Source organism: Streptosporangium sp. CA-135522, from assembly GCF_050949235.1.
Classification (GTDB): domain Bacteria; phylum Actinomycetota; class Actinomycetes; order Streptosporangiales; family Streptosporangiaceae; genus Streptosporangium.
Genome location: NZ_CP192026.1, coordinates 9,813,981 through 9,834,605 on the forward strand (window position 1 = coordinate 9,813,981; position 20,625 = coordinate 9,834,605).

Below are 20,625 nucleotides of genomic sequence, written 5' to 3' on the forward strand. Positions count from 1 at the left end.
TGGGGCGCCTTTCAGCGTCGTCCTGATTACTTGACTTGCTCACTACGACTGCCCGGGAATGAGGAGCTTATGGGCGAGGGTCTGGAGGACGATCACCATGAGCTCGCCGAGGCGCTCTCCCGCCCGGACTTTCGCGGGCTGCCATTCATGGCTGGTCCGATCGTAGAAATTCAGGATGCCGATCAGCCGATCGTCCGCGCGCAACGGCACCGAGAGCACGGCGTGCACCCCGGAGACCTGGGCGGCCATCCCCGGGAAGCCGAGGGGACGGGCGGCGTGGAGGTCGTCGACCACGACGTCGGCGCCATGGACCAGGGTCTCCACCGCCGGTCCGGAGCCGGTCCGCTCCTGTGCCAGTTCGAGCCGCCGGCCGTCGTCGTCGGAGCCGGCGACCGCGCGTAACCGATCGTGGTCGTCGATCAGCATCAGGGCCGCCCCGTCGGTGCCGAGAACGTCCGCGAGGGCATCCAGAGTGCGGTCGACCAGTTGTGAGAATTCGACACCTTGGGCCATGAGGGCTTCCTCCGCGTTGAGGTAGCTCCGCGGACGCAAGGCGGAATGAACTGCGGTTTAAGACTAGTGGTGTGCGACGACTCCGGCCAAGCGGTTCTCGATCTCGCTTGTCGCGCTGAGGCCGTACATCGCCGTCAATAGATCGTTAAGCGTTCGGCAAGCCGGGAACGACAGGGTAAGAACATGAACATTTTGTCACGTTCCGCCACCGTCCGTCGGCGTCGCACTCTGGTGCATGTCGTGCTCCGCGATATGGCGGAGACCGGCGACACCACCGTACCGCTCTGGTGGGAGTCCGAGATCCAGCGGGAATTCGGGGGTCTGGGCGGCTTTCTGGCCGAGCTGAGCCGTCAGTGGTGGACGGCCTACGCCGCGCATCTGGACGCGCTGATCGAGCTGGGCTTCGACGACCCCGTCCAGGCGTGGGCCGACGTCGCAGAGCAGATGCCCTACCTGCGGGCCGTGCTCGACTCCTACACCGACGAGGCCGCCCTCGCCGAGGCCGAGCGGCGGCACTGCGACGTGTTGCGCTGGACCACCCGACGCGAGAGCCGGCACGCCGCTTGAAGAGCGGCCACGCCGCCCGGAGATCAGCCCGCCGGCGAGGTGTGACCGCCTGTCATCGGGTAGCGGTAAACGATGGTCAGGTTACTCGATCGTCCCGGTCATCAGAACTCGGACCGCCGGCTGGGTGTACGGCTCACATTCGCGGTGATCGCCGTGGCACTGTTCTCGGTGCCGTTCATCCTGTTGCTGGTGTTCGTCATGTCCTCCTTCGCGCCGCTCAACGACTTCGACGAGGGCGTGGCCGGGCGGCTCCATGCCTACGCGCTGGCCAATCCCGGTTACCCGCACTTCCTCACCGTGGCGACGGAGGTGTTCGGGCCGACGACGTGGCGCGTCCTGGTGGTGGCGGCGGCGATCTGGTTCTGGTGGCGGGGAGCGCGGCGCCTGGCGGTCTGGGCGGTCCTCACGATCACGGCCAGCGGTCTGCTGAACCTGGCCGTCAAGGAGATCGTCCACCGGGCGCGGCCCGCCCTGCCGGATCCGGTCTCGTGGGCGCCGGGCGCCTCCTTCCCCTCCGGGCACGCGATGGCCGCGGCGACGGGCACGTGCGTCCTGGTGCTCATGCTGCTGCCCTACCTGAGGGGGTGGCCCGCCCGGATCGTCGCCTGGTCCGTCGCGGCGGTCATCGCTCTCTTCGTCGCCTACACCCGGGTCGCGCTGGGTGTCCACTGGTTCAGTGACGTGGTGGCGGGGATCGCGCTGGGCGTCGTGGTGGTCGCGGGAACCGCCGCGGGATTCGAGAGCTGGCGCCGGGACGAGGGCCGCAGGCCGGCCGAGCCGTACAAGGAAGGCGTCGAACCCGAGACGTTCCGAGAGGGTAATTCAGGGTAGCTCGCGCGCCATGTCTAAAATGTCGGTCGATTTCAAGGGCGTGGCCCGCCTCATCCTGCTGCCACTGGTGATCATGGCCGCCCTGACGATCGGCGTCGGGCTGCTCATCACCAAAGTCCTGCAGACGACCACCCTCATGGCGAACGACGAGGGGGTCAACGCGCAGATGGCCCACGGGCGGACGACTTTCTGGAGCTCCGTCACGGACGTGGTGTCCAACCTGTCGGACACCCCGGTGATCATCGCGGGCACCGCGCTGCTCTTCGTCGTCTTCCGCCTGGCGTTCAAGCGCTGGAACGAGTCGGTCTTCCTGGCTCTGGCGGTCTTCTCGCAGTCGGCCATCTTCCTGCTGGCCACCGTCTTCGCCGAGCGCAAGCGGCCCACGGTCGAGCACCTCGACCCCGCTCCGCCCACCTCCAGCTTCCCCTCGGGGCACACCAGCGCCGCCGTCGCCTTCTACTGCGGCGTCGCACTGGTGTTGACCCTGCACACCCACCGCCACACGATCCTCAATGTGCTGTGGTGGATCGTCGGCCTGGGCGTCCCCGTGGGAATCGCCTACTCCCGCATGTATCGCGGCATGCACCACCTGAGCGATGTGAGCTGGGGGTTCCTGCTCGGTCTGGTGTGCATCGCGGTGGCCGCCAACGCGTTGCTGCGGCGACGCCCGATGGCCGGAGAGCGGTCCGTGCTGCCGGAGAAGGTCACGGCATAGCGACCTCCTCCAGGTCGAGGATCTTCGTCCCCGCCGCGGACACCTCTTGCGCGCCGGGCACCGGCTCCGGGGGGAGGAGCATGTTGCACTGGACGTCGATGAGAAGTAAGACTGGCTTCACATCCGAACTCTAGTTCGTTTCGCCGCCTCGCCGCCAGAGGCGGCGGGGGGCGACACGGCAGGCGATCGAGGCGACGCAGCGGGGGCGACACGGCGGCGGGCGGCGATGGCAGTACATTCCGCAATTGATCACCAAAAGGCGCTGATGTGTTTCTCGTCACTCGAATTCGGGCGGCCGGGAAAACTGAGAGCGCTTTCCTTCATTTCCCATCCGGTTTTAGATCATGTCCGGCCCATGTCGGGCTACATTCAGGGGAGGCAAGCCTGCTCGCATATCACCGTCTGCAATTCAATGACTACTTTGCGCCATAAAGTAAGATAGAAGGCCCATAGGGAGATTGCAGTCTTCTCTTTAGGGCAGCAGCAGCCCAGCCGGCCGGACCCAGCGGTGTTCGACGGCTATCCCCCGGAAAGGAAGCCGTCCCATGGATCCCCAGTCCATCGTGTGCCATACCTGCTCAGGTGTTCTCCTCGCGACCGACTCCCGCACCTACACGGCGCAGCGAGGCCGCCTGATCGTGACCAACGGATACTGCACCTGCCCGCCCGCCGCCGAGGCCGCCGCGCCCGACACGCGCGCGCAGCAGCAGCCGCAGGATGAACGCCTTCCCTCCGGCCAGATCCCGGCCGCGATGGTGCGGGCCTGAACGAGCACGACCGGGCGAGCCGTCCCGGCCGTCCCGGTACCCCGACGGCGCCCCGGCCCCCGGCACCGGGCCGCCGTCGACGTGCCGGGGACGCCGTCATGGCATCCGACCGCCCCAACGGGGGGTGCCGGCGATGGGAATGATTTAGGCTCGACAGCGTTGACTATGCGAAGACCGGGCTACGGCGTACGCCGCCCCCCGAGGACGAGGTGCACGTGGTCGCGGAAGACATCGAGCAGTCGGCCAAGAGCAGCAAGAAGAAGAAGCGCTCGTTCTGGCTGGAGTTCCCCCTCCTGGTCGTGGTCTCTCTTCTGCTCGCGTTGCTGATCAAGAGCTTCGTCATCCAAGCGTTCTACATCCCGTCGGAGTCGATGGAGAACACGCTCCTGATCAACGACCGGGTCCTGGTCAACAAGCTCGTCTACTACACCCGCGACATCGAACGCGGCGACGTGGTGGTCTTCTCCGGAGTCGACTCCTGGAAGGGCGAGGTCGACATCGAGGAGCCGTCCAACCCGGTCGCGGCGTTCTTCCAGTGGGCCGGCACCGTCTTCGGCGTCGTGCCCGGCGAGAAGGACTACATCAAGCGGGTCATCGGCGTGCCGGGCGACACCGTGAAGTGCTGCGACGCCAAGGGCCGCGTCACGGTCAACGGGATCCCGCTGGAGGAGGAGAGCTACCTCTACCCCGGCGACAAGCCGTCGGCCCAGTCGTTCGAGATCAAGGTGCCGGAGGGACGGCTCTGGGTGATGGGCGACCACCGCTCGGTGTCCTACGACTCCCGCATGCACCAGGGCGACCCGGGAGGTGGCACCATCCCGGCCGAGCAGGTCATCGGCCGCGCCTTCGTGATCGTGTGGCCCTTCTCCCGCGCCACCACGCTCCCGATCCCCGAGACCTTCACCCAGCCGGCGCTGAAGGTCGCCGCGGCGATCGCCCCCCAGGCCCCACTCGCTCTCGGCGTCGCCGGCGCGGTGCCCCTGGTGCTCTGGCGGCGACGCCGGCTCCTGAAGCGAGCCTGACGGCCGTCGGAGACCGGCTTCCTCCCGACCCCGCCGCGGCCCTATCCCAGAGGCTCTGCCCCAGAGGAATCCCCGTGACCTGGCGTGTTGCTCGCCATAGCCGGTGAACAGGGCAACTATGGAGGTGAGGGGCACAGGGGAAAACAGGGGAGGAGGTCGCTATGCGAGCACACGACGAGCGGCCCGTGGTCGCCGGATACGACGGTTCCAACGCGAGCAGGCAGGCCGTCCGGTGGGGCGTCCACGAGGCCCGCATGCGATTCGTCCCCCTGGTCGTCTGCCATGCCTGGCAGTGGCCCTATCCCATGCCTCCCTCCTCCCCCGACGCGCTGGAGGCCGTACGGCGGATGGGCCAGCACGTGCTCGACATGGGGGCGAGCCTGGCGCGCAGCCTGGCGCCCCGGCTGCCGGTGCAGGAGAGGCTGGTGGAGGGGTCGCCGTCGGTCGTCCTGGTGGGCGAGTCGTCCACCGCCGAGCTGGTCACGGTGGGGCGGCGCGGTTCGGGCGGTTTCGAAGGACTGCAGATCGGCTCGACCGCGGTCCAGCTCGCCGCGCACTCCTACTGCCCGGTGTCCGTCGTCGCCGAATCCGCCCGGCCGGCCGTGGGTCGCGTGGTGGTCGGAGTGGAGGGCGCGCACCCGGAGCGCTCGGGACTCGGGGTGGCGTTCGAGACGGCGAAGCTACGGCAGGCGACGCTGCTGGCCGTCTGCCTGTGCCCCGAGGGCATGGACGACACCCGGCAGTTGGCCGCTCGCTTCCACAGCACCATCGCGGTGTGGGAGGAGAAGTATCCCCAGGTGACCGTGGAGACCGTGGTCCCGGCAGGGCCTCACACGACGGTTCTGCACAGCGCGGCCGACCACGCGGACCTGCTGGTGATCAACGACCGCGAGCAGGACGATCCCGTCGAATTGCCGCTCGGCGTGGTCGCCCAGTCGCTGCTGCGCGGAGCGTCGTGCCCGGTCATAGTGATCCCGGCGCGGATGTCCGCCATGGCTTCTCATTCAGCGAGCCGCGTTCCGCCCGGATGATGTGGATGACCGCGTTGATGAGGGCCAGATGGGTGAAAGCCTGGGGGAAGTTGCCCAGGTGGCGCCCGGTGACGGGGTCGATCTCCTCGGCGTAGAGGCCGAGGGGACTGGCGAAGGACAGGACCTTCTCGCAGAGCCTGCGGGCGCGAAGCTCCTCCCCGATCTCCGTCAGTGCCGAGACGAGCCAGAACGAGCAGATCGTGAAGGTGCTCTCCTCGCCGGACTGGCCGTCGTCGGTCTCCTTCGGCAGGTAGCGCATGACCAGGTCGTCGACGGTCAGCTCGTCGGCGATGGCCAGGACGGTGTTGCGGACCCTCGGGTCGTCGGGGGGCAGGAAGTGCACCAGCGGGATGAGCAGGAGCGAGCCGTCGAGGGCGTCGGTGTCGTAGTGCTGCCTGAAGATCCCGCGCTCGGTGACCCCGTGGGCGCAGACGTCGGCGTGGATCTCGTCGGCGGCCGCCTGCCAGCGGGCGGCCAGGTCGAAGTCCCGGCGCAGCCGGGCGAGCCGCGCACCCCGGTCGGCCGCCACCCAGCACATGACCTTCGACGAGGTGAAGTGCTTGGGCTGGCCGCGCACCTCCCAGATGCCCCGGTCGGGCTCCCTCCAGTGTCGGAGGGCGTCCTCGACCTGACGCCTGAGAACGGGCCAGATCCGCTCGTCCAGGCGGTCCCGGGACCGGGTGTGGATGTAGAAGGAGTCGAGGACCGCCCCCCAGACGTCATGCTGGTGGTGTTTGTGGGCGGCGTTGCCGACCCGGACGGGTTTGGCCCCTTCGTAGCCGTCCAGGTAGTCGAGAATGTGCTCCTGCAGATCGCGCTCGCCGTCGACGCCGTACATGACCTGGAGCTCCTCGTCCCGTTCCGCGACGTCGGCGATGAACCAGAAGAAGTCGTCGGCCTCCCAGTCGAACCCGAGCGTGTACAGGCCCCAGAGCGCGAAGGTCGAGTCGCGAATCCAGCTGTAGCGGTAGTCCCAGTTCCGATCCCCGCCCGGCGTCTCGGGCAGGGAGGTGGTCGCCGCCGCGACCAGCGCTCCGGTCGGGGCGAAGGTCAGGCCCTTGAGCGTGAGGGCGCTGCGTTCCAGGAAGCGGCGCCAGGCGTGGTCGGGGAAGTCGCCCCTGGCCAGCCAGTGCTGCCAGTGGTGAGCGGTCCACACGAGCCTGTCGTAGGCGTCCGCGAAGGTGTAGGGCGGCTCGTGGACGGTCCAGGACAGCGCGCAGAAGCGCGTGTCGCCCTCTCTCAGCAGGGTGCGCGCCGTCGCCCGCGACGCCTCGAATCCCAGTCGCATGTCGGTGGTGAGCTTGAGCTCCAGGTTCACCCCGTCGCCGCGGGCGACGCCCTGGTGATAGCCGTGGCCGGTGTAGGCCCAGTGGGCCGGCCTGCGTCCGTAGTCGAACACCGGCTCGCAGTCGAGGGTGACCTGCACCTCCCCGCTGACGCAGCGCACCGTGCGCAGCAGCACATGGCTGGCGTCGTAGTCGGTCGGCGCCCTGCGGTGGGTGTTGGACAGCTCGACGTCGTGATGCCAGGGCCCGATGAGCAGCAGGTCGCGGACGATGATCCAGCCGGTGCGCGTGCCCCAGCTCGTCTCCAGCACCATGGTGCCCGGCAGATAGCGGCGCGCGGCCGGCACCGTGAGGTCGGCGGGGCCGAGCCGGAACCCGCCGGCGTCCCGGTCGAGGATGGCGGCGAACACGCTGGGAGAGTCCATCCGGGGCAGGCACAGCCACTCGACGTTTCCGCTCGGCGCGACCAGCGCGGTCGTCTCGCAGTCGGACAGGAACCCGTAGTCCGCGATGGGTGGGTAGGGGGAGGATTCGCAGAATTCGCCGCCCATCGGTGAATCCACCGTCATACTCGACTGTAGGCATCTAAGTCCGCAGTTCGGAAGGCATTCCCTTACGACGAGAGTCGGCCTTTATCGAGGTCCGCCACGCGCGTGACCAAGCTCCCTTCCCGGAGACGCGCTCGAACGGCCGTGATCCCGGCACGGGCGACCGCCCCGGTCACGTCGCGGACTCGACCATTTCCAGGAACTCGCCGGGAAGCTGCAACATGGCGTGGCCGAAGGTGTCGTCGGGGATCGTCTCGCGCAGCGTGGTGAGGACGGCCCGGACGCCCCCGGTCGTTTCCCGCTCGGTCAGCCCGGTCCGCCTGCTCACCCGCACGACGAAATCGTGGAGCCCGAACTGCTCGCTCCTGCCCTCCGCGGACAACGACTCCGGCAGCGGGTCGGGCAGGTGCTTCGCGAGGTGACGAGCCTCTCCCGAACTCAGCCGCTCCCCCAGCGTCTCAAGTGTCGCGCGAGTGAGATCCGCCGCCTCCTCACGCGACAGACCGGCACGCTCCGCCACCGTCTGAACGAACTCCTTGTATTCCACATCGATCGCCTCCCCCTTGACCGGCTAGCCTTCCCGCACGGCACGGAAACGAACGTTCGGGACGGAATCAGCGCTGGTCAGCGAGGCGGACACCATCGGGCCGACCGGTTCCTACTGCCCTTGTCGTCCTTCGGGTTTGCCGCAGTGGGCCAGCGACGCGACCGTGTCCTCGGGCGCCCTGCCCTGCCGCGCGTCACGCAGGGCGTCGGCGAGCCGAGCCAGGTCCAGCTCTTCGGCGAGCAGGTCGCCGGTGACCACCGCGCGGGCGCACGCGCGGAACACCTCACTGAAAACCGAGTAGTAGGGGTATTCAGGGCGCATCTCTGCTTTTCGTATTCCCTGGTAGATCTTGTCGGCCAGATCCTGGAGCATGCCGGCGGTGATCTCGATGTCCTCACCGGAGGTCCCTGAGCCGGTGCCACCGGCCCCGGTCGTGGCGCCGTCCCCCGTGCCGCGGGAGGCGAGCAGCTGGGCGCAGGTGCGCGGATTGTCGCGGTACTCCCGGTAAACGGATTCGAGCACGGGTGGATACCCGCTGCAGGCGAACAGCTTCATCTGCGCGTCGTGTCCGGTCAGGAAGTCGATGAGCATCCGGGCTTTACCTGGATTGTCGGAATGCGTGGAGATCGCCAGGTTGAACCCGCCGAGAATTCCGACGCCGGGCTGCGCGGCCGTGGCACCGGGCAGCGCGGCTATTTTGAAACGCGGACGCCGACGATCGTCGTACATCGAGCGATCCGTGGCCAGCCGATGGAAGGCGAAGGGCCAGTTGCGCATGTAGGCCACATCGTCGTCGCGGAACGCCTGAAGACTGCTCTCCTCCACGGAGCTCTTCGACTCCCGCGCCAGGAATCCGTTCCGGAAGGTGGTGAAGGTGTCTTCCTTGGAGAAATCCTCCGCCCCGTGCGCCAGGGTGCCCCTCACCAGCATGGCGTGCCACCGGGAGAGCGCTTCACGCACCCGCTCGCCGTTCTCGCCCTCGTCGAGCACGATCCGCTCGCCGTCGGTGACCTTCCCCTTCATCGACCGGATCGCCTCCAGCAGGTTGACCGTCCCACCCTCGTAGTCGCCGAGCTGTACGGCATACCCGCCGTACTTACCGGCGTACTCCCACAGCTGCTCCGTCGTGGTGGGCAGGCGCACGTCGCTGCGGTAGAAGAGCAGGGGCACGTCGGTGACGAAGGGCACCGCGTACTGCACGCCGCCCACCTGGCCGGCGCGCAGGACGTTGCCAACGAAGGAGGCCGCGTCCTTCGGACCGAGGGGATACTCCCGGATGTAGCCGCTGCGGGCGAACTCGGCCATCCAGGCCACGTCCACGGAGAACACGTCGTAGGCGCAGCTTCCCAGCCGGGCCCGACCCGCCATCTCGGCCCGCTCCTCGTCGGTGCGGTCGGCCACCTCCACCAGCGTGACCTGGGTGGTGTGCGTGCGGTTCCACTCCTCGATGAGATCGCGGCGGAAGCTGCCGGCGGTGATGTCGGCGCCGGTCGCCACGGTGAGCCGGTTCGGCCCGCCGCAGTCGGTGGCGGAGGAGGCGGACGGCGAGGCGGCCTTCCCGGCGAGGGAGACCAGCACCGATGCCAGCGCCACTCCCGCCACCAGCCCGGCGCCGCCCCAGCGGCGCTGGCCCGGATTCAACCGGCGCAGCAGGTCGCGCGGGCGTCGTGTCGCGCTCATGGTCGGCCCTTCCCTCGCATGCTGGAGATCAGATGCCTCAACGCCTGCCGCATGTCCGGTCCCGCCTCGACGCAGTCGCGGTATTTTCCGCTCCGCGGCGGGGAGCGGTCGCAGCCGTCGTCGCCGAGGGCCAGGACGTACAGGGCGGTGACACCGGGCGCGCGGGCGAGCGTCCTGGCGATGCCCTCCTTCGTCCGCTCGTTGTCGAAGACGCCCCCGTCGGTCACGACGAGGAGGTCGCGCCCGGGGGACCCGGCCCGCCCGTTCAAGTTATTGATCATTTCTGATATGGGGGCGTCCGAACCGCGCCCCGTCGTGCCGATGACGCTCCTGGTGAGGTCGTCGAACTCCTGGCGGCTCACCGACGACCGGAGCTCCTCGACCCGGGTCTTCCCGCCGACCTTGGAGAAGGTGCTCAGCGTGAGGTCGTCGCGCGGAGTGATCACCGGCTTGACATCGGGAAAGGTCTCGCGCAGCCGTACGAGCAGGGAGCGGGGCGGGGCGGCCATCGACCCGGACACGTCGAGGGCGATCTCGGCGTCGATGCGGGGCAGGAGGGCGAAGAACCGGTTCTGGGCGTCTCGCAGATCCTTCAGAGCACGCACGGCCGACCCGGCCTCCGAGCCGTCTCCGGAGCCGGCCCGGCCTGCGGAGCCCGTGCCGAAGAGCGGGTTGTCGACCAGCCAGGCGCGCAGCAGGTCGAGCCCGGCCGTGCGCTCCTCGCTGTGCTCGTTCGGCCAGCTGATCGTGACGAACGGGTAGTCCAGCCGGGAAAGGCCGGGAGAGGAGAACTCGCGAAGCTTGTTTCTCCCGCTCAACGCCCCCTCCGGACAGCGGGCGTCGTTGAAGCGCCCGTTGTTGTAGTCGTCCAGGCTGTGGAACGGGACCACCAGGGCGAGGCTCCGGATGAGGCTCTCACCCCCCTTCGCCTGGCTCGCGGTCTTGAACTGGCACAGCAGGGAACTGACGCTCTCGGCCACGACTCCGCGCTGCTCCTGGTCCACCACGCCGTCGAGGGGCGGGGAGCCGGAGTCCGGGCGCAGGAGGTCGGCGACCGCGACGAGCCCGGCGGTGGAGAGCTCCGGCTGCGGATAGCTCACCGACATGCCGAAGTCCGACCGGATGACCTTCCACAGATCCCGGAGGCCGTGGCTGCCGGGCCGGGCCGCGGGAAGCCTCTCCCTGAGGGTCTCGGCACGTCCGCTGATCATGCCGATCACGAGGCGATCGGAGGCGACCGACGGACCGATGCGCAGCCTGGCGCCGCCCGCCTGCACATCGTCGGAGACCAGGTCGGCCTCGCCGGTGCTCGTGGCGATCCAGGCATCGGCTCGCGGGCCGTACAGGCGGCGGAACGGCTCTCCCCCCTCCTGCCGCACGTCGTCGCGATACCAGTTGTCGCCGAACGCGTAGGCCAGCTCGCCGATCGAAGGCGCGACGCCCACCGAGATCGCGTACGGCGCGCAGCCGTCCACCAGCCTGCTGCGGATGAACAGGGCGACGCTCTCGCGCAGGGCCACGACGTTCTCCGGCGCGGTGACGACACGCAGTTCCAGCGGCCGGGCACAGTCGGGGGGCCAGACCCGGTGGCTCAGCCACGTCCCGCCCTGGACGGCTCCCCACGGGACCAGGACGACGGCGGCGCCGAGCAGGACGCCGACATAGCCGGCCGACAGTTTCAGCACGAGCCCTTCCAGCCTCCGCCGCCCCCGGCTCGGCGGCGGAGCCAGGCCGGCGGACCGGGACGCCCCGGCGGCACGGCGGTGCGCGACGACCCGCCGTACCGGTGCCAGCCACCGGCGAAGGAGCCTGGCGAAATCGCCCACGGTCAGCACGACGGCCACGGCCAGGCCGATCACCGCGCAGGCCAGCAGGGTGAGACCTGTGCCCAGGGCCCGCAATCCGTCCGTCAGCGCCGTGAACAGGGCGGTGACGCCGCCGCCGACCAGCGCGGTGACGGCGACCTCCCGGAGTTTCGCCGGCGTGATGCCGGGAGTGTCCTTGTCGGGCCCCTGCGAGCCGTCGTCGGGCGAGGAGGGAGAGCCGGGCGCGGAGGGAGGAGAACCGGCCATGGAGACCACCGCCCATTCGACGATCTTGGCGACGGGAGTTCAGAGTGATCAGGGACGGGAGAGGTCTTTCCCCACCTCTTGAATCGCGTTAAATCCTAATCGCCTCATTCAATTAGTGCGGCGGATGTCTTGATTTCATTTGCTCTTTTCAGAGCACCCCGCGCGAATAGCGGCATAGATGAGTTTATGTTCGTCCATATACTTAAATATGGCGGCATAAAACTCCATGGTGCTGGAACGTCACCGTTCACGACGCCTTCCCGGGATGCGGCGCCTTCTCGGGTTACGGCGCCATATCCCGGGATATGGCGCCGTCCCGGGACGAGGCCGGCGACCCTCCCGAGGTGGCAAGCGGACCCGAGGTGCCGTGGAGACGCCGGCCAGGCTTGCTAAAGCGTCTAAATTAGTAGACGCTTGGCGGGGGCACGGAGGGGACGGCCGGAACGCGGGGCGTCGTCGCTCGTCGCCGCCCTCTCCCGGCCCGCGAAGAGCATACCGCCGGCCCGGGCGAGCCCCTCCTCCCTGAAGAACGCCGTTGAAGGAGACGAGATGGACATCATCAACCCCGAGGTGAGCGACTACCTGCTCTCCCAGTGCACCCCCGCCGACGACCTGCTGCGCGAGCTGGCCGCCGAGACGCGGGAGGTCTTCCCCGATTCGGCGGGCATGCAGATCTCCCACGACGAGGGCGAGTTCCTCACCATGCTGGCCCGGCTGGTGGGCGCGCGACGGGTCGTCGAGGTGGGGGTTTTCACCGGATACTCATCGATCTGCATCGCCCGGGGCATGCCCGAGGACGGACACCTTCTCGCGTGTGACATCAGCGACGAGTGGACCTCGATCGCCCAGCGCTACTGGGAACGAGCCGGCGTGGCCGACCGGATCGAGCTGCGGATCGCCCCGGCGATCGAGACCCTGCGGGCGCTCCCGTCCGAACCGGTCATCGACTTCGCCTTCATCGACGCGGACAAGGTCGGCTACCCGCTCTACTACGAGGAGCTGGTCGTACGGCTGCGCCCCGGCGGCCTGATCGTCCTCGACAACGTGCTGCGCAGCGGCCGCGTGCTCGACCCGTCCTTCCAGGAGGAGGCCGACGTGGCCATGCGCCGGATGAACGAGATCGTCATCGCCGACGATCGCGTCGACTCCGTGATGCTGCCCGTGCGCGACGGCGTCACGCTTGCCCGTAAGCGCTGACCGCCTCCCGCGGGCGACCGCGGAACGACCACACGGACCCGGGTACGGCCGGGCGTCCCGATCGTCTCACCGGGACGCCCGGCCGTACCCATGACGCCACCCGGGCGACCGGCGCCCCAGGCGGTGCGGCTCAGGTTCTCCCGGTGAGGGTGAGCAGCCTGTCCACCAGGCCCCGCGCGTGATCGGCTCCCACCGGGGCGTCGAAGAAGATCACGTGGAAATAGAGGGGCGCCAGCACGACCTCCAGCAGCTCCAGGAGCGTGGGCGGGTTCTCCCCGCGGTCTCCTGCGCGATCGAGCATGGCCTGCAGCTGCACGGCTCGCTCCATCAGGTAGAACTGCCGGGGCGACTCCTGTTCGCCCTGGCCACGCGTGCCGACCATCGCGGCGCGGATGAAGACGGGGCCCAGCGGTCCGGCCATGTCCTCCGCCACCTGGAGCGCGTAACTCTCCAGGTCTCCGCGCAGCGTCCCGGTGTCCGGGACGGGCGACGAACGCGTCAGCCGCTCGGTGACCACATCGCCGATCAATGCCGCCAGGGTGCCCCACCGCCGGTAGATCGTCGTCTCGTGGACGCCGGATCGCCCGGCCACCAGTGCGATGCTCAGGCCGTCCCACTCCTCCTCGCCGAGCAGGTCGATGACGGCCTGGTGCACCGCCGCGCGGACACGGGCGCTACGGCCCCCGGGACGGCGGGCGGGTTGCTCTGCTGCCATGACCCAGAGCCTAACGCAGGAAGACTTGCTTTAACTTTCTCAGCGTCCTACGCTTCCCTTGAAGCAGGAAAACTTGCGTTAAGAGGACGCCATGCGGTCACCGACCTTCGAGAAAGACGGCGCCCTCCGGTCCGGGACGCCGCGCGCGTTCGGCCACCTCACCCGCGAAACACCGGCGATGACCCGCATCGGTGACCGGCCGGACGAGATTTTCAGGAGCGCGAAATGAGCCAGACCGGTAAAAAAGGAATCGTCTCGGTGGTGTTGTGGGACGTCGTGCCGATGATCGGCACGTACTACGGATGCCGCGCCCTGGGCGTGAGCGAGTATGCCGCCATGCTGGCGGCGGCGAGTGTCGGGTTCCTGCGCGTGGCCTACGTCGCCCTCCGGCAGCGCCGCTTCGACGGCTTCGCCGCCTTCATGGCGACCGTCTTCGGCGTGGGGCTCGTGCTGTCCTTCCTGGCCGGGGACGAGAAGTTCCTGCTGGCCGTCAAATCCATCACCAACGCGATCGCCGGCCTGATCTTCCTCGGCACCTGCGCCGCCGGCCGCCCCGCCGGCTTCGCCGTGGCCAAGCTCTTCGGCGCCGAGGACGCGGAGACCGCCCGCCGCTGGGAGGTGCTGTACGCCGCGGAGCCGGCCTTCCGCCGCGTCTACCTGGTGATGACCCTGGTGTGGGGAATCGTCCTCCTCATGGAGTCGGCCGTCCGCATCCCGCTGATCTACCTGCTGCCGACCGACGTCATGGCCGGTCTGTCGTCGCTCCTGCTGCTGGCGACCATCGGGCTGCTCGGCCTGTGGGCCGCCTGGTACGGCAAGCGCGGCGAGCGGGCGACACTGGGCCTGCGCCCGGTGGAGGCGGCCGAAGCCCCCTAGCCGGCCGGCACCCCTAGCCGAAGCCCCTGGTCGAGGCTCCTGGTCGGCCGGCACCCCTAGCCGCCCGGCCGCCCCTTCACGAGGGGCGTGCAAGGCCCGCAGAATGGCGGGACGGCAAGCATCGTCGAGAAACCGGTGGGCGCATGACACTTCTGGGATACGACCGCTACTGCGACGAGATCACCACGCAGACCGACCTGCTCAGAGAGCTCCTGAAAGGGGCCGACCTGTCGGCGGGCGTGCCGACCTGTCCCGGCTGGACGCTCGCCGGGCTCGTCCGGCACATCGGCGGCAACCTCCGCACGGGCGAGACGGCGGTGCGGACCGGGCAGACCATCGACGACCCGGGCACGCAGGTCTCCGACGTGGCGGGGCCCGACGGTGACGATCCCGCCGAGCTCGACGCCTGGCTCGCCGCGGGCGCGGCGAGATACGCCGAGACGCTGCGCAAGGCGGGTCCCGACACCGAGGCACGGATCTGGACGTTTCACGGGAGCGCGTCCTTCTGGGTCCGCCGCGCGCTGCATGACCTGGTGATCCACCGCGCCGATGCGGCCATCGCGGTGGGCGCCGACTACGCCGTCGTCCCGGACCTGGCGGCCGATGCCGTCGACGAGTTGCTGGAGCTGTTCAGCGGCCAACAGGCGGGCGGTTCGCCACAACTCGCCGAATTGCGCGGCCCCGTCAGGAGCATCCATCTCCACGCGACCGACGCCGGCGCCGAACCGGCGGCCGAATGGCTCATCGAGTTGGGGCCGGACGGTTTCACCTGGCGTCATGGCCATGAAAAGGCCACCGTCGCGCTGCGCGGCCCGCTCACCGACGTCCTGCTGGTCTTCTACCGGCGGCTGCCGGCCGGCAGCGGGCGGGTGGAGGTGCTGGGCGAGAGCGCTCTGCTGGACCTCTGGCTGGATCACGCCTCCCTGGGGTGAGCCCCGGACGTCGCGCGGCAGCATGAGCGCGGGCAGACCGAGGAGCTCGGGCTCGTCCGGCACCGACCGGACTCACGCATCACCGCGAAGCATCCGACAGAGTCCTCGGTTCGCTCGGCTGCCGGGTGATGGTGACCAGCAGCAGGAGCAACGCGGTCTGGGCGAGCATGCCGGGCGCGAGGGGTGGCGCGGGGCCCACCGACTTGGTGAGGGCGTACCACCAGCGGGAAAGCGCGGGAAGGGTCTCCCACGTGGCGGCGTATCGATGGTCGAGGAAGCCCGTGTCATAGTTGGCGGCCACGTGCGCGTAAACGCCGAACAGCGCCACCAGCAGCACCACCGAGGAGAGCGCCCGGACCAGGAGGACCGCTTCCGGGGAGTCCTGCAGGACGGCGAGCGCCACCGCGACCGCGAGGACGACCAGCGCCCCCCAGGGGATGAGCTGCTCCCAGCTGTGCCAGTGCCGTTCGGTGGCGAGTTCGAAAGCCGTGCCGAGAATGCTCAGCACGGTCAGGCCGATGAGACCGAGACGCACCATCGCGTGGCTGTCGTTCAAGGCGTCAGCGCCGAGACGATCTTGTCCACCGTCTCCTGGCCCGGGTTGTACTTGGCGAGGTTCTGGCGCAGCGAGGTGAGGTCCTTGTCGTCGGCGGCATAGGGCCGGTACTCGACGACCTCCTCCGCCCACCGTTCGGGATTGGGCACGCCGGCGGCCTTGAGCGCCGCGGCGATCTCGGCCTCACTGGCGGTGTTCGCCGAGACCTTTCCGGTCTGGGTCGACCCGCCGGTGCCCGAGGCGGGAGCCGACGTCTGAGCGGACGTCTGGGTGGCCGTGTCGTTCGGCGCCGATCCGCCGCAGGCGGTGAGTGAGACACAGGCGGCGAGCATCGCCAGAGCCACCTTCATATTCACTGACTTCATCGTGGTCCGTCCCGTGGAGTCCTTGCCGGTCACCTCCAGATTCGCCGCGTCTTCTCAAACGAGGCTCTGTGAAGCATGAAAATCAGCTGAAAATGGCGCACTCCTGGTCCACCGGATGCACCGGCGCTACTCGGAACGGCCGGGCAATGCCCCCGCGTGACCGGCACACGGTGCCTCGCTCCTCGGATCGCGCGCCGCTGAGCGGACGATCGAGGACGGGCGTCTCGGCGTCGAACCTTCACTTTGACAGATGGAGCACCGCTCCGATTATTATTTGGAGCACCGCTCCGGATTGCCTTCGGGTGTGCTCCGGCAGCCTGCCCATAGCCGACGATCGAGGAGAGACGATGCCCGAAACCATGAGGGCCGTGCGGCTGCACGCCTTCGGCGGACCCGAAGTCCTGGTGCACGAGGAGGTCCCGCGTCCCGAACCGGGGCCGGGCGAGGTCCTGATCCGCGTCCACGCGGCCGGGCTCAACCCGCCCGACTGGTACGCGCGCACCGGTTTCGCGAACATCCCGGAGAGCGTGCGACCGCGGCTCACCCTGCCGTTCACCCCGGGCTCGGACATCTCGGGCATCGTCGCGGCCGTCGGCCCCGAGGTCACCGAGCTGGCCGAGGGGGACGCGGTGTTCGGGCTGGTGCGATTCCCCGGGCTCGACAACGGCGGCAAGGGATACGCGGAGTACACGACCTCGCCCGTGTCGCACCTCGCGCGCAAGCCGACCGGCATCGACCATGTGCAGGCCGCCGGCGTGCCGATGGCGGGGCTCACCGCCTACCAGTACCTCTTCGACCACATACAGCTTGAACCAGACAAGACCGTGCTCGTCAACGGTGCGGCCGGTGGAGTCGGCCACTTCGTCACGCAACTCGCCAAGACCGCAGGGGCGCATGTCATCGCCGTCGCCTCGGGACGCCACGAGGAGTTCCTCCGCGACCTGGGTGTCGACCGGTTCATCGACTACACCACCACCGCCGTCGAGGAGGTGGTGGTGCGCGACGTCGACTACCTCGTGGACACCGTCGGCGGCCCCCACGGACACCGTTTCCTCCCGGCGCTCAAGCCCGGTGGCACGATCAGCCCCGTCTTCCACGGCGACTACCACCGCGAGCACGCGGCCGAGCTGGGCATCACCTTCGTATCGGGGCAGGTCCACTCCGACGGAGCACAGATGGCCGAACTGGCACGCTTGATCGACGCCGGCCGCCTTCGCGTCGGCGTCGACAGCGTCTTCCCCCTCGCAGACGCTTCCAAGGCCCACGAGCGCGCCGAGCAGGGGCACATCCAAGGAAAGATCATTCTGAGCGTCACCGAGGGCTGATTCCCGATCATTTCCCGTCCGCGCTCCTCAGGGATGCTCGACGAGCCCCTGGAGGCGTTCGAGTGAGGCCCCCAGCGGTTGCGCCACGAAATCGGGGCGAGGGCGACGTCCCCGCGACCGCTCGGGGCGAAGGCGGCTCCCACGACCGCTCAGGGCGGGGACGGCCTCCCACGACCGCTCGGGGCACGGTCGCGTGCGTCTCGCAGGGCACAGCGCGGCCCATCATCTCCCGGTGACGCTTCGGCGTGCGCCGCAACATCCTCCCTCTACGGTCGAGCCCATGACCACCACTCCCGGTGACGCTTCCACCGACACGACGATCGACCATGTGACGATCGCCCCGAGCATCCTGTACTTCGGGACGCCGGTCGCGCTGCTGGCCACCGAGAACGACGACGCCACCTTCAACCTGGCTCCGATGTCCTCGGCGTGGGCGCTCGGCCAGGTGCTCGTGCTGGGCCTGGGGGCCGAGGGCCAGACCGCGCACAACCTCGCGACCCGGCCCGACCTCACGGTCAGCCTTCCGTCGCCGCAGCAGTGGCAGCCCGTGGAACGCCTGGCACCGCTGACCGGACGAGACCCGATCCCCGATCACAAGCAGGGCGCGTTCCGCTACGAGCCGGACAAGTTCGGCGCCGCCGGCCTGCGTCCCGAGCCCTCGCACCTCGTCCGCCCGCCACGTGTGGCCGGCTGCCCGATCCAGTTGGAAGCCCGGGTCACCCGGATCCGGCCGGATGCCACCGACGACTTTCTCATCATCGAAACCCAGGTCTTACGGGTCCACGCCGATCCCCGCATCGTCGTTCCCGGAACCCAGCACATCGATCCCGCCGCCTGGAGCCCGCTGATCTACAACTTCCGGCACTACCACGGACTCGGCCCCGAGCTCGGGCACAGTTTCCGTTCTCAGACCCCCCGATCGTGAACCGGCGAACCCGCCGGATCGGCGATCGCGGGCAGCATCCGCCTCGCTGCGCCGACCGGCCCGTACCGGCTTACCGGCGTGCCGGCCGTACGGCAGGAGGCGCACCGGGATCCTCGTCCGCGTCCTCCTCGGAGGAGCCCTTCGTCCCGGATCCGAAGGAACCGCCCGCTGGGGCGATGAGGACGCCGAGACCGTCGAGGACGCGCTGGAGACCGAACTCGAAGGCGTGGTCCGGGCCGTAGGCGCCGTAGGCGACTCCGGCCGCGCTGCCGACGCGGGCGGCCGTGGGGTGTTCGGTGCCGTCGAAGACCCGGGCCAGCAAGGGAGCGTTGGCGGCCCACCACTGATCGTCGCTCATCGCGCTCTCATGCTGGGCGGCGCGGGCGTCGGCGGCGGCTCTCGCGCAGATCTCGACGAAGCCGAGCAGGAAGGTGAGGGCGGAGTCCATCTCGACGTCGTCCAGACCCAGCCCGTCGAGTGCCCGCAGTTCGTAGTCGTACTTGGCCATCAGGCCCGGGCCCAGAGGCGGGCGGCTGCTGCAGGCGGCCGTCACCCAGGGGTGCCGTTCGTACAGGGCGCGATTGTCGCGGGCGACGGCTTCCAGCCGGGCGCGCCAGTGGCCCTGCGCCGGCTCGGTGCGCGGCATCCGGCGGTAGACGGTGTCGAGCATGAGGTCGAGCAGCTCGGCCTTGCCGGGGACATAGGTGTAGAGCGACATGGCGGAGACCCCGAGGGCCTGGGCGAGCCGGCGCATCGTCACCGCACCCGCGCCGTCGGTGTCGGCGATGCCGATCGCGGTCGTGACCACGTCATCGATGGTGAGGCCCTGTTTGGGCCCGCGCCCCGAGGCTCCGTAGCCGGGCTCGCGCCACAGCAGTTCCAGGGTGCGTGCGGGGTCGCCCGCACCGCTGCGGTCCTTGGACATGGGGACATCCTCGCATGCGGCCAGAAGCCGGGGATCTCGGACTAATACTCTGTACACAGTACGTCGTACATCGTATAGAGTAACTCCGTTCCCCTCGCCACCACAGGAGCCTTCGTGCAGATCACCGCCTCCACCGTGTCGCTGACCGTCGATGACGTCCGCGCCTCCAGCGACTTCTTCGTCACCCACTTCGGCTTCAGCGAGCAGATGTCCGCCGAGGGCTTCGCCTCGCTGAGCCACGGTGACGCGGCCATGAACATCGTCTTCCTGCAGCGAGGCATCGAGGTGCTTCCCGAAGACCTCCGCGACCAGCGCACGGCCGGGGTGATCGTGGCCTTCACCGTCGCCGACCTCGCCGCCGAAGAGGCTCGCCTCCGCGGCGAGGGCGTGACCATCACCCTGCCGATCCGCGAGGAGCCGTGGGGCGAGCGCCTGTTCATGGTGACCGACCCCAACGGTGTCCCCGTCGAGCTGGTCGAGTGGGCCACTCCCAGCGAGCAGTGACGATCCCGCGACCGCCCGGCGTGCCGGTGGCCCGCCGGGCGGATCCGGGTCTCGGCCCTCTCGCCCATGTCGTCAAAGTTCGCCGGGCCTGTCCACGGTCGCCGGGCCCGTCCAAGGTCGGCCAGGAAGGCACGAGCCTCTTCGGCTTCGGGTGCGCCGAGGCCGGTGTACGGATTCAGGGCGTGGCCGTTCAATAATGTCGGCGCCGATCTCCATCCGCGATCAGGAGGCTCATCAGATGACCCCGCCGCCGCCCCGTACCGCGAAACAGCGCAAGCAGGACACGCTCCACCGGCTGGAGCACGACGTCGACGCATGGGTGGCCACGGCCGAGAGAGAAACAGGGGTTCCCCATATGGTGCCGCTGTCCTTCCTCTGGGACGGCGCCACCTTGCTGATGGCCACCCCGGCCTCCAGTCCGACCGGCCGCAATCTGCAGGCCACCGGCAAGGTCCGCCTCGGCATCGGCCCGACCCGCGATCTGGTCCTCATCGAGGGGACCGTGCAGACGGCGACGGAGAGCACCGAGATCCCGGACGAGATCGGCGACGCCTTCGCCGCCAAGACCGGCTTCGACCCGCGCCGGCTCACCAGCGTCTATCTCTACTTCCGCATTCACCCCCAACGGCTCCAAGCCTGGCGCGAGGAGAACGAACTCACCGGCCGCGAGCTCATGCGCGACGGACACTGGCTCATCCCTGACTGAGCGGGACACTCACCCGGAGG

23 protein-coding genes are annotated in these 20,625 nt (G+C 69.1%); 13 read left to right on the forward strand and 10 right to left on the reverse strand.

The window, feature by feature from the left end:
* Nucleotides 1-42: 42 nt before the first annotated feature.
* The gene (locus ACQPYK_RS46080) at nucleotides 43-513 is read right to left on the reverse strand and encodes a GAF domain-containing protein (RefSeq protein WP_433246907.1); all 471 of its coding nucleotides are present in this window, start codon (nucleotides 511-513) and stop codon (nucleotides 43-45) included.
* 183 nt (nucleotides 514-696) lie between these two features.
* On the opposite strand from ACQPYK_RS46080, the gene ACQPYK_RS46085 reads away from it, so the two are divergent.
* The 3 genes from ACQPYK_RS46085 to ACQPYK_RS46095 all read left to right on the forward strand — a co-directional run bounded on the left by ACQPYK_RS46085 (nucleotide 697) and on the right by ACQPYK_RS46095 (nucleotide 2,626).
* Nucleotides 697-1,080 carry a hypothetical protein gene (locus tag ACQPYK_RS46085; protein ID WP_433246910.1) on the forward strand — a complete coding sequence of 128 codons (384 nt, stop codon included), beginning with the start codon at nucleotides 697-699 and terminating at the stop codon, nucleotides 1,078-1,080.
* Between the two features lie 153 nt (nucleotides 1,081-1,233).
* Nucleotides 1,234-1,911: a phosphatase PAP2 family protein gene (locus ACQPYK_RS46090; protein WP_433246913.1), complete on the forward strand. Its 678-nt coding sequence runs from the start codon at nucleotides 1,234-1,236 to the stop codon at nucleotides 1,909-1,911.
* Nucleotides 1,912-1,921: 10 nt separating this feature from the next.
* Nucleotides 1,922-2,626, forward strand: coding sequence for a phosphatase PAP2 family protein (locus tag ACQPYK_RS46095; protein ID WP_433246916.1), 705 nt, complete (start codon nucleotides 1,922-1,924; stop codon nucleotides 2,624-2,626).
* Here ACQPYK_RS46095 and ACQPYK_RS46100 read toward each other — a convergent pair.
* On the reverse strand, nucleotides 2,616-2,747 hold the full coding sequence (locus tag ACQPYK_RS46100; RefSeq protein WP_433246919.1) for a hypothetical protein: 132 nt from the start codon (nucleotides 2,745-2,747) through the stop codon (nucleotides 2,616-2,618). The genes ACQPYK_RS46095 and ACQPYK_RS46100 overlap by 11 nt on opposite strands.
* Nucleotides 2,748-3,171: 424 nt before the next feature.
* Between ACQPYK_RS46100 and ACQPYK_RS46105 the strand changes: the two genes are divergently transcribed.
* From ACQPYK_RS46105 to ACQPYK_RS46115, 3 genes are all read left to right on the forward strand, one after another.
* On the forward strand, nucleotides 3,172-3,393 hold the full coding sequence (locus ACQPYK_RS46105; protein ID WP_433246922.1) for a hypothetical protein: 222 nt from the start codon (nucleotides 3,172-3,174) through the stop codon (nucleotides 3,391-3,393).
* A gap of 209 nt (nucleotides 3,394-3,602) precedes the next feature.
* The gene (gene lepB / locus ACQPYK_RS46110) at nucleotides 3,603-4,415 is read left to right on the forward strand and encodes a signal peptidase I (RefSeq protein ID WP_433246926.1); all 813 of its coding nucleotides are present in this window, start codon (nucleotides 3,603-3,605) and stop codon (nucleotides 4,413-4,415) included.
* 161 nt (nucleotides 4,416-4,576) lie between these two features.
* Nucleotides 4,577-5,446 carry a universal stress protein gene (locus ACQPYK_RS46115; protein ID WP_433246929.1) on the forward strand — a complete coding sequence of 290 codons (870 nt, stop codon included), beginning with the start codon at nucleotides 4,577-4,579 and terminating at the stop codon, nucleotides 5,444-5,446.
* Here ACQPYK_RS46115 and ACQPYK_RS46120 read toward each other — a convergent pair.
* The 4 genes from ACQPYK_RS46120 to ACQPYK_RS46135 all read right to left on the reverse strand — a co-directional run bounded on the left by ACQPYK_RS46120 (nucleotide 5,379) and on the right by ACQPYK_RS46135 (nucleotide 11,579).
* Nucleotides 5,379-7,283 carry a glycoside hydrolase family 15 protein gene (locus ACQPYK_RS46120; RefSeq protein ID WP_433246932.1) on the reverse strand — a complete coding sequence of 635 codons (1,905 nt, stop codon included), beginning with the start codon at nucleotides 7,281-7,283 and terminating at the stop codon, nucleotides 5,379-5,381. The two genes, ACQPYK_RS46115 and ACQPYK_RS46120, sit on opposite strands and share 68 nt — an antisense overlap.
* A 169-nt stretch (nucleotides 7,284-7,452) precedes the next feature.
* Complete coding sequence (locus tag ACQPYK_RS46125; RefSeq protein WP_433246935.1) at nucleotides 7,453-7,827, reverse strand: DUF2267 domain-containing protein; 375 nt, start codon at nucleotides 7,825-7,827, stop codon at nucleotides 7,453-7,455.
* Between the two features lie 111 nt (nucleotides 7,828-7,938).
* Nucleotides 7,939-9,507 (reverse strand): extracellular solute-binding protein, encoded by a 1,569-nt coding sequence (locus ACQPYK_RS46130; RefSeq protein WP_433246938.1) that lies wholly within the window; start codon nucleotides 9,505-9,507, stop codon nucleotides 7,939-7,941.
* Nucleotides 9,504-11,579, reverse strand: coding sequence for a hypothetical protein (locus tag ACQPYK_RS46135; RefSeq protein WP_433246941.1), 2,076 nt, complete (start codon nucleotides 11,577-11,579; stop codon nucleotides 9,504-9,506). Before ACQPYK_RS46135 ends, ACQPYK_RS46130 begins: the two co-directional genes overlap by 4 nt.
* Before the next feature lie 549 nt (nucleotides 11,580-12,128).
* On the opposite strand from ACQPYK_RS46135, the gene ACQPYK_RS46140 reads away from it, so the two are divergent.
* The gene (locus tag ACQPYK_RS46140) at nucleotides 12,129-12,776 is read left to right on the forward strand and encodes an O-methyltransferase (RefSeq protein ID WP_433246943.1); all 648 of its coding nucleotides are present in this window, start codon (nucleotides 12,129-12,131) and stop codon (nucleotides 12,774-12,776) included.
* 130 nt (nucleotides 12,777-12,906) lie between these two features.
* Here ACQPYK_RS46140 and ACQPYK_RS46145 read toward each other — a convergent pair whose 3' ends face one another.
* Nucleotides 12,907-13,491, reverse strand: coding sequence for a TetR-like C-terminal domain-containing protein (locus ACQPYK_RS46145; RefSeq protein WP_433246946.1), 585 nt, complete (start codon nucleotides 13,489-13,491; stop codon nucleotides 12,907-12,909).
* Between the two features lie 225 nt (nucleotides 13,492-13,716).
* Here ACQPYK_RS46145 and ACQPYK_RS46150 point away from each other — a divergent pair, with 225 nt between their 5' ends.
* Together ACQPYK_RS46150 and ACQPYK_RS46155 are read left to right on the forward strand one after the other, a co-directional pair.
* The gene (locus tag ACQPYK_RS46150) at nucleotides 13,717-14,367 is read left to right on the forward strand and encodes a VC0807 family protein (RefSeq protein ID WP_433246949.1); all 651 of its coding nucleotides are present in this window, start codon (nucleotides 13,717-13,719) and stop codon (nucleotides 14,365-14,367) included.
* A gap of 143 nt (nucleotides 14,368-14,510) precedes the next feature.
* Nucleotides 14,511-15,299 carry a maleylpyruvate isomerase family mycothiol-dependent enzyme gene (locus ACQPYK_RS46155; protein ID WP_433246952.1) on the forward strand — a complete coding sequence of 263 codons (789 nt, stop codon included), beginning with the start codon at nucleotides 14,511-14,513 and terminating at the stop codon, nucleotides 15,297-15,299.
* 79 nt (nucleotides 15,300-15,378) lie between these two features.
* Here ACQPYK_RS46155 and ACQPYK_RS46160 read toward each other — a convergent pair whose 3' ends face one another.
* Nucleotides 15,379-15,837: a hypothetical protein gene (locus ACQPYK_RS46160; protein WP_433246955.1), complete on the reverse strand. Its 459-nt coding sequence runs from the start codon at nucleotides 15,835-15,837 to the stop codon at nucleotides 15,379-15,381.
* Between the two features lie 14 nt (nucleotides 15,838-15,851).
* Complete coding sequence (locus ACQPYK_RS46165) at nucleotides 15,852-16,205, reverse strand: hypothetical protein (RefSeq protein ID WP_433259113.1); 354 nt, start codon at nucleotides 16,203-16,205, stop codon at nucleotides 15,852-15,854.
* Between the two features lie 362 nt (nucleotides 16,206-16,567).
* Between ACQPYK_RS46165 and ACQPYK_RS46170 the strand changes: the two genes are divergently transcribed.
* Together ACQPYK_RS46170 and ACQPYK_RS46175 are read left to right on the forward strand one after the other, a co-directional pair.
* Entirely contained in the window at nucleotides 16,568-17,545 is a 978-nt protein-coding gene (locus tag ACQPYK_RS46170; RefSeq protein WP_433246958.1) for an NADP-dependent oxidoreductase, read from the forward strand.
* A 280-nt stretch (nucleotides 17,546-17,825) separates the two neighbouring features.
* On the forward strand, nucleotides 17,826-18,470 hold the full coding sequence (locus ACQPYK_RS46175; protein WP_433246961.1) for a flavin reductase family protein: 645 nt from the start codon (nucleotides 17,826-17,828) through the stop codon (nucleotides 18,468-18,470).
* Between the two features lie 70 nt (nucleotides 18,471-18,540).
* Here the strand turns inward: ACQPYK_RS46175 and ACQPYK_RS46180 are convergent, their stop codons facing one another.
* A complete protein-coding gene (locus ACQPYK_RS46180) occupies nucleotides 18,541-19,395 on the reverse strand; it encodes a TetR/AcrR family transcriptional regulator (RefSeq protein WP_433246964.1) in 855 nt (284 codons plus the stop codon).
* Nucleotides 19,396-19,509: 114 nt separating this feature from the next.
* Here ACQPYK_RS46180 and ACQPYK_RS46185 point away from each other — a divergent pair, with 114 nt between their 5' ends.
* Both ACQPYK_RS46185 and ACQPYK_RS46190 read left to right on the forward strand, forming a co-directional pair.
* Nucleotides 19,510-19,899, forward strand: coding sequence for a VOC family protein (locus tag ACQPYK_RS46185; RefSeq protein ID WP_433246966.1), 390 nt, complete (start codon nucleotides 19,510-19,512; stop codon nucleotides 19,897-19,899).
* A 238-nt stretch (nucleotides 19,900-20,137) separates the two neighbouring features.
* Nucleotides 20,138-20,605 (forward strand): pyridoxamine 5'-phosphate oxidase family protein, encoded by a 468-nt coding sequence (locus tag ACQPYK_RS46190; RefSeq protein WP_433246969.1) that lies wholly within the window; start codon nucleotides 20,138-20,140, stop codon nucleotides 20,603-20,605.
* Nucleotides 20,606-20,625 lie beyond the last annotated feature (20 nt).

What these genes read in the sequence shown, in the direction of transcription:
- ACQPYK_RS46115 (WP_433246929.1), top strand. Translation starts at nt 4,577, where the DNA reads ATGCGAGCACACGACGAGCGGCCCGTGGTCGCCGGATACGACGGTTCC.
- ACQPYK_RS46145 (WP_433246946.1), bottom strand. Translation starts at nt 13,491, where the DNA reads ATGGCAGCAGAGCAACCCGCCCGCCGTCCCGGGGGCCGTAGCGCCCGT.
- ACQPYK_RS46150 (WP_433246949.1), top strand. Translation starts at nt 13,717, where the DNA reads ATGAGCCAGACCGGTAAAAAAGGAATCGTCTCGGTGGTGTTGTGGGAC.
- ACQPYK_RS46165 (WP_433259113.1), bottom strand. Translation starts at nt 16,205, where the DNA reads ATGAAGGTGGCTCTGGCGATGCTCGCCGCCTGTGTCTCACTCACCGCC.
- ACQPYK_RS46180 (WP_433246964.1), bottom strand. Translation starts at nt 19,395, where the DNA reads ATGTCCAAGGACCGCAGCGGTGCGGGCGACCCCGCACGCACCCTGGAA.
- ACQPYK_RS46140 (WP_433246943.1), top strand. Translation starts at nt 12,129, where the DNA reads ATGGACATCATCAACCCCGAGGTGAGCGACTACCTGCTCTCCCAGTGC.
- ACQPYK_RS46120 (WP_433246932.1), bottom strand. Translation starts at nt 7,283, where the DNA reads ATGGGCGGCGAATTCTGCGAATCCTCCCCCTACCCACCCATCGCGGAC.
- ACQPYK_RS46095 (WP_433246916.1), top strand. Translation starts at nt 1,922, where the DNA reads ATGTCTAAAATGTCGGTCGATTTCAAGGGCGTGGCCCGCCTCATCCTG.
- ACQPYK_RS46155 (WP_433246952.1), top strand. Translation starts at nt 14,511, where the DNA reads ATGACACTTCTGGGATACGACCGCTACTGCGACGAGATCACCACGCAG.
- ACQPYK_RS46105 (WP_433246922.1), top strand. Translation starts at nt 3,172, where the DNA reads ATGGATCCCCAGTCCATCGTGTGCCATACCTGCTCAGGTGTTCTCCTC.
- ACQPYK_RS46170 (WP_433246958.1), top strand. Translation starts at nt 16,568, where the DNA reads ATGCCCGAAACCATGAGGGCCGTGCGGCTGCACGCCTTCGGCGGACCC.
- ACQPYK_RS46175 (WP_433246961.1), top strand. Translation starts at nt 17,826, where the DNA reads ATGACCACCACTCCCGGTGACGCTTCCACCGACACGACGATCGACCAT.
- ACQPYK_RS46160 (WP_433246955.1), bottom strand. Translation starts at nt 15,837, where the DNA reads ATGGTGCGTCTCGGTCTCATCGGCCTGACCGTGCTGAGCATTCTCGGC.
- ACQPYK_RS46130 (WP_433246938.1), bottom strand. Translation starts at nt 9,507, where the DNA reads ATGAGCGCGACACGACGCCCGCGCGACCTGCTGCGCCGGTTGAATCCG.
- ACQPYK_RS46135 (WP_433246941.1), bottom strand. Translation starts at nt 11,579, where the DNA reads ATGGCCGGTTCTCCTCCCTCCGCGCCCGGCTCTCCCTCCTCGCCCGAC.
- ACQPYK_RS46190 (WP_433246969.1), top strand. Translation starts at nt 20,138, where the DNA reads ATGACCCCGCCGCCGCCCCGTACCGCGAAACAGCGCAAGCAGGACACG.
- ACQPYK_RS46080 (WP_433246907.1), bottom strand. Translation starts at nt 513, where the DNA reads ATGGCCCAAGGTGTCGAATTCTCACAACTGGTCGACCGCACTCTGGAT.
- ACQPYK_RS46085 (WP_433246910.1), top strand. Translation starts at nt 697, where the DNA reads ATGAACATTTTGTCACGTTCCGCCACCGTCCGTCGGCGTCGCACTCTG.